The sequence below is a fragment of the Flavobacterium sp. WG21 genome (genome assembly GCF_000335775.1).
Taxonomy (GTDB): domain Bacteria; phylum Bacteroidota; class Bacteroidia; order Flavobacteriales; family Flavobacteriaceae; genus Flavobacterium; species Flavobacterium tructae.
Genome location: NZ_AMYW01000005.1, coordinates 71,057 through 83,462, shown reverse-complemented (window position 1 = coordinate 83,462; position 12,406 = coordinate 71,057). Strand labels below are relative to the sequence as shown.

Genomic DNA, 12,406 nt, shown 5'->3' with positions numbered 1-12,406 from the left:
TGTCTAAAATACAACTATAAAATTAAACTTCGATCCGGGAAATACTAAAAACTGTTGGCTGATTTAAAATAAGAATCAGGAAGATTTGAAAGTTGACACTGTTGTTAAAAAACTTTATCAGTCTTCCTTTTTTTGTTAATCCTGAACAACTTTATAATAAAAAATCTTTCTAAAATTTTCCCATAAAAAAACCTCGCTTAAAGTTCATTAAGCGAGGTCTTTTTCTTTCGAAAAAAAATATTATTTTTTAGATTCTTCGATAGAAACTTTTCTAAACTCTTTTAAAAGTTTTTCAATTTCTAAAGTAGATTTACGCGCTCTTGGTCCAGCAGCTTTAACACCTTTTTCAGTTAATGATTCAGCCTCTGCTTTAAATGTTTCAATTTCGGCGTTGATTTTTACTAATAGATCGTTCATGCTTATAATTATTAAATTAAGTCGCAAAAATAGAAGTTTGAATGGGAGTTACAACACATTTGCTGTTAAATTTATCCTCATTTTTAGGTCTCTGACTTAACGATAAATTTACTTTTTTAGTTTTTTGCATTTCATTTTTCACAACAAACTAATAGTCAATATTTTATTTTCCAACCCTAATAACTCCTGCCCTGTAAGGCATTCCGAAGTTTTTTCAATAAAATTTCATTTTGCAGCTTCAAAACACATCAAAAAACTAGATTTTTATTCCTTTCCGCAATTGTAATTCTGCTTTTTTTGACGAAAATAAGTCAAATGTGCGCCAGATTCGACTCAAAAGGCTTCAAAAATGAAGGTATTTGTCCTACCAGACTCCAACTATGAAAAATGGTTTATTTCCTTATTTCAGCTTTTACTTTTACTAAAAAAATCTCTTACCCATCAATCAAATTCTTTCTACATGGGTGACATTGCAATCAATAAATTCAATTAATTTTTCTATTTTTTTGCTGCAATTCTCTTTGTTTGAAATTGAAATAATGTAACCATTCTTATCTTTAATATATAACAGAAAATAGTCCTTAGTGAGGATTGCCTTCTCTATCTGGCACCATCTATGAGTAAATCCGCCCAAAGGGGAATGAACCTCTATAAATGAATTCGTAAAACTAAATTTGTACTGACGTGAAAAACGATCAAATTTTAGCAATTTTCTGACCAATCGAAATGTTACTTTGCAAATTGTATTTACTATTGGATAATGAAAAACTAAAAAAAGGATCACTAAAAACAAGTCTTTTATAATCCATTGAAAAAAATCATTGTTCCCTTTCCAATCTGAATAAACAAAGACCACTAAAGTCACTGCTAAAAGAAACATTACTCTTTGCTTGTACAGATCTTTGAAGTACATCTTATGCAAATTACGTATCTCTGCAATATTCAAATCAAACTCCAATGAAAAAGTAGAGGTGCCCATATGCTGTTACCAATGTTACTTATTAATAAATGATACATTTTTACACTCCCTCTTCTCTTCTTAAAAAATAATGAAGAAGTAATAAAGTATGCAGCAAATTTAATTGTAACATTTTTTTTCAAGCACCTCAATAAGCCATAAAACTATCGTAATAAGACAAATATGAAATTAAGCTGTCTACGAGAACCTTTTTTGCATACGTCTCTTATTTAATTCCTTTTTTTAATGCAGCCAGAGCAGGATCTGTTGCTGCTTTAATTTGATTGATTACAATTTTGGCAATTTCTGTGGCTCCTTTTAATGACAAATGGGTATCATCATTTTTATCTTTATCGTAATAGGAGTTTTCACCGACTTTAAAATGCAAATGCAGCAGTTTCGATTTTTCAGGTCCGTAGGTTTGTTCTAATATTTCTGTAAAATATTCAAGATCAATAAAAGGAACTTTAAATTCTTGCGCCACCAGTCTGGTTATTAAAGGATAATCACCGTGTGTGGGTATTAAAACTCCTTTATCATTAAAATTACGTCTCGCGATAGAAGTCAATAATACAGGTGTTGCTCCTTTTTCTCTACTCTCTTTTACAAACTTAATCAGGTTATACCGATAACCTGTGTGAGGGTTTGTATATCGGGTTGAATCTTCGATTTTTTCGTCATTATGGCCAAACTCGATGAAAACGTAATCTCCTTTTTTGAGTTTTTTATAAATCGAATCCCATCGTTTTTCATTGATAAAACTTTTGGTACTGCGTCCGTTTACGGCTTTATTCTCCACCACAATATTTTCGGTAAAGAAAGGCTGTAAAACCTGTGCCCAGCCGTGTTCCGGATTGCGTTCGGGATCTTTTTTGTTGGCCATTGTAGAATCTCCAATAGTATAAAGTGTTGTTTTCTGAGCGAAACAAGCCACTGAAAATAAACAGATAATTAGCAGATAATATTTAGTCATTTGATTAACATTTAACTCTTTTAAAAAAATCTTAGCAACTCAGAACCTCTAAAAAAAACTATTTCGCTGCCGTTGGCACCGTTGCTTTTTCTCCGATAACTACTTCGTTGAACAATACATCTTTGGCATTTTCGCTTGAAATAGCATTTTTTGCCCACTTGATATTGATCGTATTAAAGGAGATGTTACGTACTTTTTTGTCCGGAAACCCCTGAATTACAATTCCAGATGCTGTGGCCTTGTTGCAAGTAATATTCGAGAATGAAATATTTGAAATCTCAGATTGAAAGCCGCTTCCTTCTCCGTGATAATTGGCTGTGATATACAAACAATCCTCGACCTCATCCAGTTTTATATTTCGCACAAAAACATTCCTGATGAAACCGCCTCGGTCAGCATTGGTTTTCAAATAAATGCCTCGTTTTAAATAGCCTGCCGTTTCACAATTTTCGACGAATACATTCTGAACTCCCGCCGACATTTCGCTCCCAATCACTACTCCATGAAGTCCTTTAAACTTGCAATTTCTAATGACAATATTCTCGCTTGGAGTAGCCGAATTAGCTCTTCCTTCATGATCTCTTCCCGCTTTTATGGCTACATTATCATCACCATTATCAAAGGTCACATTTTCAATTAAAACATCTTTTGCATACTCGGGGTCAATTCCATCGTTATTATGATTCAATGATTTGTAATGCACACCACGCACCGTAATGCTCTGCGATTTCAATAAATGCAAACACCAGAAAGGAGAATTTTCAATATGAATATTTTCAACCAAAATGTTTTTACAATTTAAAAACTGAATCATCTGCGGACGCAAAAAGTATCCTTCTCCAAATTTCCTGTCCTCAAAAGGTGTACTACTATGGTTCATTTCACGGCTTCTGTTTTTTCCGGCGCCTTCCTTTGCTTTAAAACTTTTCCAGATTTTACCTCCGTTACCGTCTATCGTTCCTTCTCCTGTTATGGCTATATTTGAACATTCATTAGCATAAATCAACGGGCTGTAATTGTATAACATCGTTCCTTCCCAACTCGTTAAAACCATTGGTAAATAATCTGTCGGAGTATCGCTGAATTTAATTTTTGCTCCTTTTTCTAATTTTAGATTGACATTACTCACAAAATGAATCGGACCATTGATTTTATAAATTCCTTTTGGAACAATGATTGTCCCTCCCTTATTCTTTTTACACAAAGCCATTGCTTTGTCAAAGAAAGGTTTGTTATTGGTAATGGAATCACCCTTTGCTCCCAACTTTATAATATTAATTTGATACGAAGGAATTACGGGAAGCTGAATTCTATTGACAATTGAATCAACTTTTGTCGATGGAAATTCGGAATGCTGAGCCACAGAAATCCATGTGATGAAGAGGAAAATAAAGTATTTAAAATTCATGATTTTTTTTAGGTTCTGAGGTTCTGAGATGCTAAGGTTCTAAGGTTTTTGCTGTTTTTTATATTAACCCGTTAAAACTGTATAATCTGCCTCATCCTTGTGCCATTTTTCGCCCACCGATTGAAACAGGTTTAACCGATTTACGCTGATTTCTTTTTTAACCACATCTCACATTTTACATTTGAAAAAATAATCTGTGTCATCTGCATGCCATTTTTTCTATCTCAAATACCATTGAGGAATTGAATCTTTCAAAATGTTGTCTATCGTATATTTTTCTGCATCTTTCTTCTCAAGCTGATGCGACCATGAAACTCTTTTTGCAGAGGAAGCTCCTTCGCCTTTACAATTGTATTCGGCATAAAAAGCTGTTTTTTCGGCTTCCGGTTTTGACCAATTTTCCCAGCCTTCCGGTCTGATATGCTTTCCCATGTCACAGTTCATATAAACGGTTTTGGCATAGATACGCCAAGGTCTGCCCAGATAAACCGCTGTTGCTGCCGGCTCAGCTGTGAGTTTGCAATTTTTAAAAACAAATCCAAAAGCGGTTCCTTCAGGTGTTGAAGCAGCAGTAATATAGGAGTTTTTGATACTGTGAATCTCGCAATTCTCAAATAGAGCCGTTGCGCTTCCGAAAATAAAATCGGTTGTTCCTTCGATATAACTGTCTTTAATGTAGTGTTTGGCTTCTTTTCCGGACAAATAGAGCGTATCCTGATTTCCGAGAATTAAACAGTTTGAAATCTGAACTCTGTTTGCTACAACAGACAGTGCAATGGCCTGACCGTTATCACCTGAAGCATTTTTGATCGTTAAATCGGATGCCGAAAAATCATCGCCTTCCACTAAAAGGGTATAGGTATGAAAAGTGCTGTTTCTCCCCACGTTAATCTTAGAGAAATTATCATCAAAAGTAATGATGGTATTTTCTTTGCTTTCACCAATTAAAGCCACTTGACTGTTCCATTCCGGAATACGGATTTTCTCCTTGTAAATTCCGTTTTTCACAAAAACAGTTACCTTTTCATAAGGAAAAGAAGGGCACGCATTTATGGCATCCTGAATTTTTGTAAAATCTCCCGAACCGTCTAAAGCAACGGTAATCCGGTTACTTTTTTGGGTATCTGAAGATTCTTTAGACGTTATTTTTACTCCGTTTTTTACAGCCCAGGCGGTGTATTTTTTAAGTACTTCTTTGGGTGAGTCTGAATACCAGGAATAGCCGTTTCGTCTTTCGGCACCAATTTCCTCTATTGATTTTTTTCGGATTCCGTCACGATCACAAAAGAAAGGCTCATTGGTAGAAAGATCCATAAATCTCGCCCAGATTGGGGCTGCATTTTGTGTTACGATCATTTTTTTATCGATCACTTTTCCGGCGTCGTTTAAAACACGCTTTTCTTCCAAGTTGGTGATTTTTGTTTTTTCAAACCAAAGTTTTGCGCTTTGTACCGCTGCAATAATTTCAGGAGAAGGTTTTTCGATCGACATTAAAAGCAATACAATTTTTGCGGATTCAGAGCCGCTTAACGATGCCAGTTCGAATGCTCTTGCGTTTGCAGGTGCTAAAGTAACCTCATCATGTTGTGCGCACCAGGCCGTTAAAGTACCATTCTGTTTGTATTGTGTTTTTAAAATACAATCTATTCCTTTTCGGAAAGATTCTTTCGCTTTTTCGACAATTGCTTTAGACGGTTTTATACTAAAATAATCGGTTTCTTCGCTTACCTGACGTATAATGTTCAGGATATTCACCATCGAATCATCATTGTATGTGATGTGCGTGTAATAGCCTTTTTTTAAAGGGTAAAACTGAGGCCATCCCCCATTTTTATATTGGGCTTCCAACAAATAATTCAATCCGTTTAAAAACGATTCTTTGTATCGGTCGTCTTTTACCTGCGCGTACATTTTAGACATGAAAAGCATCTCCTGACACGTTGCTCCATTGTCTGTAGTCGTTTCTGCAGTTGTTTTTTTAAGCTTCAGTAAATCCTTTTTCTGCTCCGGCGTTAATTCATTCTGCATCTGAATGTTCTTGGGCCACCCGCCAATCTCTCTTTGGTAGAGCAGTACATTCTCTGCTATATTTTTGGCTTCATCGGTACCAAACCAGGCTGCATCATTTTTCCGAATGATATCCGGCCAATTTTTATAGGTGTTCTGTGCCTGAATACCAAAACTCAGAGCCAAACCAAAAAGCAACAGAATATTTTTTAACTTAATCATTTTAAAATTTTATTTTGTTATTCTAATCCAATTAAACCCAAAAGGTTTTAAAAACCTGTCGGGTTAGTTCTATATTATCTGTTTAATTCAATAGCTGCTAGAATAAATGGTCCGGTTGCTTTAGGATCATTGTCTTTTTTCTTTTCGTTTACATAATAGGTATACGATCCATCACGATATGGATTCCCTCCCAAACCTGCCACCTGACAGGCTTGCGTAAGTGTGATTCCGCCATCAGCATCTACCCTGATTAATTGTTTGGTTAAACCGTCAAAAGCTTTATTGGCCAAACTTTTATATTTTGCAGGCAGATATCCCTTGTTCGCTCCTTTTGCAAAAGCATAAGCAAACATTGACGATCCCGAAGCTTCAAGATAGTTTCCTTCTGCCCCGCCTTTGTCTGTAACCTGATACCATAAACCGGATTTGTCCTGATATTTAGCCAAAGCAACCGAAGCCGTATTCAGGTATTTTACCAGTTCTTTTTGTTTCGGATGGTTTTTAGGGAAATAATCCAAAACATCAACCAATGCCATTACATACCAGCCTAAAGCTCTTGACCAAAAGTTCGGAGAGGTTCCGTTATCCTTATTTGCCCAAGGCATTTGTTTGCTCTCATCCCAACCGTGATACAACAAACCTGTTTTTGGGTCTGTTGCATGCAATTGAATTAACTCAAATTGTTTCGCAACATCATCAAGGCTTTTTCCTCCCTCAAAGGTAACGGTATATTGGGCGTAAAATGGTTCGCCCATGTACAAACCGTCCAACCACATTTGATTCGGATAAATTTGTTTGTGCCAAAATCCACCACTGGCTGTTCTTGGCTGCTCTGTCAACTGCTTGCGTAGTAGCTGAAGCGCTTTTAAATACTTTTCTTCTTTGGTAGTAGCATAAATATCAAACAACAAGCGTCCCGGTACAATTAAGTCAATATTGTACTTGTTCAGTTCATAGGTTTTAATCGTTCCGTCGTTTTGAACAAGAACATCTGCATAGCTTTTTACATAGGCTGCGTATCTCGGATCCGGATTTTTTTTGTTCAGTTCTTCAATAGCATGTAAAACCAATCCATGAACATAATCCCATTTTGCTGTTTTTGAATCATCGATCCTATAACTTTCGGGATGACGTTTCATTAAAGTCAAAGCCATTTTATCAGACCATTTTAAATCCTTTCCGATCACAATTTCTTTGTTTGAAGGTTCCTGCGAAGTCACTTTACAGCTTGCAAAGACCATCAGACAAACCAACGTCATTGCTGTAAAATAACCTTTTGTATTCTTATTTCTCATTGATACTTTATTTAAAATTCTACTATTTATCTAATTCTAATGCGCTCAGCAAAAATGCAGCAAGAGCCAGTGAACTATTGTCCTTTGCCTTACTTTTGATGTAATATTCATTTGATCCGTCCCGAAATGGTTTTCCTCCTAAACCTACATTCGAAGATCCCTTTGAAATCACAATATGGCCCTGATCGTCTGTAATCACAAATTCTTTTACATAGGATTCAAATGACTTTTGCGCTGTCTTTTTATAGACTGAATTCAAATATCCTTTATTTGTTCCTTTTGCTAAAGCATAAATAATCATGGCTGACGATGATGCTTCTAAAAAATTCCCATTTATTTCAGGCTTATCAGCAATCTGATACCATAAACCTGATGCGCTTTTATGCTGTACGACAGTTTTGGCGATTTGATTCACGTATTCCTTCAGCACTTTGTACTTGGGGTGTGTTTTTGGATAATATTCCAATGTTTCTACCAAAGCCATCATGTACCAGCCTATACCACGTCCCCAGATGGTTGGCGAGGTCCCCGTTTGCGGATTTGCCCAAGCTATTTCCTTACTCTCGTCCCAAGCCTGATAAACCAAGCCTGTATTTTTATCTGTCAAATGATCGTGCGCCAATTCAAATTGTTTGGCAATATCGTTCAAAGCTTTCCCATTTTCAAATTTCACCGTGTATTGAGTGTAAAAAGGCTCGGCCATGTACAAACCATCAATCCACATTTGATTGGGATAAATTTGCTTGTGCCAGAATCCTCCACTTGCGGTTCTGGGCTGATTTTCTAACTGACCCCGGAGCTCCTGTAGTACTTCTAAATACCGTTTGTCCTTAGTTTCGTCATAAAGTCCGAACAACAGTTTGCCCGGGTTGGCACAATCAATATTGTACTCGTTCTTATCATACTTAGTGATCTTCCCATTGGCATCAATCAGTTCATCTGCATATTCTTTGATATAATTGAAATATTTTTTATCATTTGTTTTCTGATATAATCTTTCAAAAGCAAACAAAACAAATCCCATTTTATAATCCCATTTAGGCTTTTCAGTTCCATCGATCTGCCAGGCTTTTGGATATTTGTCCAAAATAGTAAGTGCTGTTCTCTGTGACCACTTTAAATTGTCAGGTAAGACGCTATTTTCAGTCGTCTGCGCCATTGTTTTAGTACTGAAAATCAACAGTAAAACAATCAAATTGATTTTTATAAAAGTCAGTTTAAACATAAAACTAATATTCTGGCAGTAGGTCATTTTTGCCACAGATTAAAATAGATTAGGTTAACTTGTGTATTAAATTGCGAATATTTTTTCTCTCGCAGATCATGCAGATCATGCAGATTTTTTAATCCTTTTAATCTCTGGCACTCTTTACCCTTTACTCTTTACTCTTTACTCTTTTACATCTTACCCTTTTTGTTCAATACTTCCAACTTTTGATCTAAATATTTCACAAACTCTTCTTTCGATTTAATTCCGTTTGGCTCTTGTTCCCATGCACCTAAAAAGTAAAAAGAAGTTGCTTTTGTAGTAGGCTTAAATACTAAAAGATAATCTAAATCTGTATCGGGAGTATTTTCGATGGTATTAATTTGATAAAAAATGGCCATTCCTAATTTGTCCGGAACTAATGACTGCTGACCATACGTGGCCAGATAAGCCCATTTTTTATTTTTACTTTCTTTTTTAAGAAGCTCCGTATTTTTCTGCTTTACAATTCCGGTACAGATTCCTTTTATTTCTTTGGATGCCTGAATGGTATGCTGCGTGTACAGTTCATTTGGTTTAATGGTCAAAACTGAGGTAAAATCAATTTTATCCGAAGCCGTTTTCCATCCATAATATTGCACTTTTACACCCGATTCATTGGTTTTGTTTACTACTGTTGCAATAGTCGAATCCACTTCATAGAAATGCAATTTTTCATTGTTTAAGTAGCGATCTATGGATCCTATCCCGATTCCTTTTCCTGCTTTTAGAATATCGGCTCCCCAATCGCTCATCTCGTGATAGGAATCAAAATTATCCTGACCTACTTTTGGCAAAACAATTTCTGATGTTTTTTTACCGAAAATGTCAATCGCATTTCGCCAGTCTAAGTACAAACGATATCCTATTCGATTGCTTTCCCAGCCTGGTCCTTCGTAACGAATGTCAAAAGAATGGTCTGTATGCTCCGGTGCCAGTTTAAGTCTGTCCACATTTTTAAATACAGTTCCTCCGATATATTTACGGGCTTCCCATTTTCCGTCTGTTTTAGCAGAAATTTCGGCATACGTTTTTGCGGTTTTCATATCATATTTCTGTGCCTTAACCGCTGTAATACCGACTAAAAGTAAGGTTGCTATTGTGATTTTTGTTTTCATTTTTTACTGTAATTGTTTAAATATTCTGTCTAAAAATTGTGTTGTATATTGAACCGTTTCTTCAAACCATGGCTGAAAAAACCAAAAGGAATGCGGTGAATCTTTTATGGTTCTGACCTCATTATAGATCTTATTTTGGTTTAAAATTGTAATCATATCCTCTCTTCCTGCATGAAACCGATCAAAACTGCTGTTGATGAACAGTGTCGGCGGAGTGTTTTTATCGGTATGGTTTAACGCCGATGCCTTTTCCCAGTTCTCCCGTTTTTCCTGATAAGTGTCGTTTAACCAAAAAGCAGCCATTTCTCCTTCTTCCGATTCCGGATGTTTAAAAGCTAAAATTCCATCTACATCAATTATTGCGTTCACTTTTGTTGAGAATCTACTCTTGTTCGCAGAATCTTCAAAAGCGGAATTTTTATTTGTTGTACCAATCAAAGCTGCCATCTGACCTCCTGAAGAGCATCCAAGTACGGCAATTTTGTTTGGATCTACATGAAATTCTTTCGCATTCTCTTTTATAAATTTAATGGCATTTTTTACATCATAAACTGCCTGCGGATATTTTGCTTCGGGCGATAATTGATATTCTATGGCAAAACAGGAATATCCTTTTGAACTGATTTCCTGCCCCAAAACCTGCATCTGATTTTTATTCCCCGATTTCCAGCCTCCTCCATGAATCAAAATTACTCCCGGATTTGTATTTTCAGTTTTGTTCCAATAGGCGTCGAGATGTAATGCTCTGTTTTGACTCTTGTGATAGATTATATTCTCCATTTGAATCACATTTGCCCTGTTTTTCGCTTCTGCTATTTTTATAAACGGATATTTCTTAATCAATTTAGTATATGTACTATTTACGGTATAAGAAGTATCTGCAGTATTATGATTCTGCGCCAGAACTATATTCGAAAAGAGCCACAAAACAATTCCTATTCTTTTCATTTTTACTTATCTGATTTATTCGTTAAGAAAGGAGCCTGATTCAGGATCAGGCCCCTTTTTAACTTCCTCAAAAAAACGTAACCTCAAAATTTTTAAAACCACTAATCATAAAAACCTTTTTAATAAGCCGGGTTTTGAGGGTAATTTTTACTTCTGTTCAAATCTAATGCTGACTGTGGTATTGGTCTTAAAATTTTAAGATTACCATTCTGTCCGTTAAATACGTTGGCATTGGTGATTTTAGGATTGTATAAAACTGCTCTTTGTACCAATGTACCGGTACGTTTCAAATCGAACCAACGGTGGTATTCTCCTAATAGTTCTCTTCCTCTTTCGTCTAATATGGTATTGATATCAATAGTCGTCATTACCGGAATTGCTCCTACAACTCCGCCTCCTGCTCTTCTTCTTACTTCATTCAAACGTGTTAAAGCTGTCGCTGGCTGACCTGCTTTAAAGTAAGCTTCGGCGGCAACCAGATAGGTTTCTCCCAGCCTTGCTACAATAAAATCACGGGTACTGCTTCTGTTGGTTGCTGGGGTGATCGGTGTAGTGTTGTAGTTGGCACTGGTGGCACCGCTGTATGGTGCATTTGGATCGTCGAATTTACGAACCGGAATCAGGTTGTAATCACCACCTGAAGCGGCAGCCGAAGAATAAGTTCCCCAATTGTGGTATCTGAAAGTTGCTGCATTGGCTTTTCTTGAAGCATTAGCGGTATTCCAGGCAGCTCTGTCAGCTAAAGTAAACCAGCGTGGCTCGTAAAAATCTGTAATTTTCAAAGCCGTTTTATCCGTTACGGTATAAAAATCGTAGTATCGGCTGTAGATTTCGGTCATGAAGGTATTTTCCCAACGTTTATCTCCCTGCTCATACAATGATAATGCGTAAACTGTAGGACAAAGTGTGTAACTTCTGTTTGGATATGGGTTACCCGCTGCTGCTGCGCCTAAGTACGAACTAAACCAGTAGTTTTGTGAACTTCCCAACGCTGTTACTCCTGTAGCATTCGAAGCTACTGAAAACTGAACGGAGAAAATGGTTTCGGCATTCATCTCGTTCCCCGGTTTTACCACATCCGCAAAAGATACATTAAGTCCTTGTCCGGCAATTACCTGATCTGCTAAAGAAGCTGCGGTAGTAAAATCTGCCGGTGTTCCAAAAGTTTCGTAGCCTTTAGTCAAATATACTTTTGCTAATAAATCCTGAACGGCTCTTTTATTCACTCTTCCTGTATAAGCCCCTGTACCCACTGCCGGAAGCGCTTCGTTAAGGTCTTTTAAAATTTGTGTGTATACTTCTTCTGCTGAATTTCTGTCGAAAGAGGTAATAGCAGTATTAATATTCTCTAATACAATCGGAACGCCTCCATAAGTCTGAACCAAAAGGAAATAAGCATTTGCCCTTAAAAATTTCAGTTCGCCTACTCTTGTATCTACTGTACTTGCTTTTTCGGTAAGGGTTGAATAATACAATCCTTTGTTGGCTTGCTGAATGGCCATGTAACAAGTTCTGTACAATAAATCTACTCCGGCTGACGAAGAAGAAAGGGTTAAATATTTAGCCAATCCTTCCGGTTCCTGATTTCTTCCTTCAGAGTACATATCGGTACCTGCTTCAAACAGCCACGGATCACCGCCGTATATGTCTTTTAAAGTGGCATAATTGGTGTTGACCAATGACTCAAACCCGGGAGCAGTAAGAAAATATTGTTCTGCCGAACCAAAGGCACGGTTGTCTTCTTCGATAAAATTGGAGCACGAATTAAATGTCGTCGCCAGTATTGCTATAACTACTACTATTTTTTTCATTTT

Annotated in this window: 9 protein-coding genes; all 9 read right to left on the bottom strand. The window is 36.6% G+C overall.

The features are described 5' to 3' along the window. Positions 1 to 240: 240 nt before the first annotated feature. The 9 genes from C245_RS0105740 to C245_RS0105695 all read right to left on the bottom strand — a co-directional run bounded on the left by C245_RS0105740 (position 241) and on the right by C245_RS0105695 (position 12,403). Positions 241 to 417, bottom strand: coding sequence for a histone H1-like protein Hc1 (locus tag C245_RS0105740; RefSeq protein ID WP_017495627.1), 177 nt, complete (start codon positions 415 to 417; stop codon positions 241 to 243). Between the two features lie 1,184 nt (positions 418 to 1,601). Then, the gene (locus C245_RS0105730; RefSeq protein ID WP_017495625.1) at positions 1,602 to 2,348 is read right to left on the bottom strand and encodes a rhamnogalacturonan acetylesterase; all 747 of its coding nucleotides are present in this window, start codon (positions 2,346 to 2,348) and stop codon (positions 1,602 to 1,604) included. 58 nt (positions 2,349 to 2,406) lie between these two features. Beyond that, positions 2,407 to 3,756 carry a glycoside hydrolase family 28 protein gene (locus C245_RS0105725; protein WP_017495624.1) on the bottom strand — a complete coding sequence of 450 codons (1,350 nt, stop codon included), beginning with the start codon at positions 3,754 to 3,756 and terminating at the stop codon, positions 2,407 to 2,409. A gap of 219 nt (positions 3,757 to 3,975) precedes the next feature. Further along, entirely contained in the window at positions 3,976 to 5,985 is a 2,010-nt protein-coding gene (gene pelA / locus C245_RS0105720; RefSeq protein ID WP_017495623.1) for a pectate lyase, read from the bottom strand. A gap of 74 nt (positions 5,986 to 6,059) precedes the next feature. After that, entirely contained in the window at positions 6,060 to 7,280 is a 1,221-nt protein-coding gene (locus C245_RS0105715; RefSeq protein ID WP_017495622.1) for a glycoside hydrolase family 105 protein, read from the bottom strand. Positions 7,281 to 7,302: 22 nt separating this feature from the next. Then, complete coding sequence (locus C245_RS0105710; RefSeq protein ID WP_232424332.1) at positions 7,303 to 8,532, bottom strand: glycoside hydrolase family 105 protein; 1,230 nt, start codon at positions 8,530 to 8,532, stop codon at positions 7,303 to 7,305. A 146-nt stretch (positions 8,533 to 8,678) separates the two neighbouring features. After that, complete coding sequence (locus tag C245_RS0105705) at positions 8,679 to 9,644, bottom strand: DUF4861 family protein (protein WP_017495620.1); 966 nt, start codon at positions 9,642 to 9,644, stop codon at positions 8,679 to 8,681. 3 nt (positions 9,645 to 9,647) lie between these two features. Then, complete coding sequence (locus tag C245_RS0105700; protein ID WP_017495619.1) at positions 9,648 to 10,592, bottom strand: alpha/beta hydrolase; 945 nt, start codon at positions 10,590 to 10,592, stop codon at positions 9,648 to 9,650. A gap of 119 nt (positions 10,593 to 10,711) precedes the next feature. Next, on the bottom strand, positions 10,712 to 12,403 hold the full coding sequence (locus C245_RS0105695; protein ID WP_017495618.1) for a RagB/SusD family nutrient uptake outer membrane protein: 1,692 nt from the start codon (positions 12,401 to 12,403) through the stop codon (positions 10,712 to 10,714). Positions 12,404 to 12,406 lie beyond the last annotated feature (3 nt).

Excerpts from the sequence above, each read along its gene's own strand:
- C245_RS0105710 (WP_232424332.1), bottom strand. The coding sequence starts at position 8,532 with ATGACCTACTGCCAGAATATTAGTTTTATGTTTAAACTGACTTTTATA.
- pelA (WP_017495623.1), bottom strand. The coding sequence starts at position 5,985 with ATGATTAAGTTAAAAAATATTCTGTTGCTTTTTGGTTTGGCTCTGAGT.
- C245_RS0105740 (WP_017495627.1), bottom strand. The coding sequence starts at position 417 with ATGAACGATCTATTAGTAAAAATCAACGCCGAAATTGAAACATTTAAA.
- C245_RS0105725 (WP_017495624.1), bottom strand. The coding sequence starts at position 3,756 with ATGAATTTTAAATACTTTATTTTCCTCTTCATCACATGGATTTCTGTG.
- C245_RS0105730 (WP_017495625.1), bottom strand. The coding sequence starts at position 2,348 with ATGACTAAATATTATCTGCTAATTATCTGTTTATTTTCAGTGGCTTGT.
- C245_RS0105700 (WP_017495619.1), bottom strand. The coding sequence starts at position 10,592 with ATGAAAAGAATAGGAATTGTTTTGTGGCTCTTTTCGAATATAGTTCTG.
- C245_RS0105715 (WP_017495622.1), bottom strand. The coding sequence starts at position 7,280 with ATGAGAAATAAGAATACAAAAGGTTATTTTACAGCAATGACGTTGGTT.
- C245_RS0105705 (WP_017495620.1), bottom strand. The coding sequence starts at position 9,644 with ATGAAAACAAAAATCACAATAGCAACCTTACTTTTAGTCGGTATTACA.
- C245_RS0105695 (WP_017495618.1), bottom strand. The coding sequence starts at position 12,403 with ATGAAAAAAATAGTAGTAGTTATAGCAATACTGGCGACGACATTTAAT.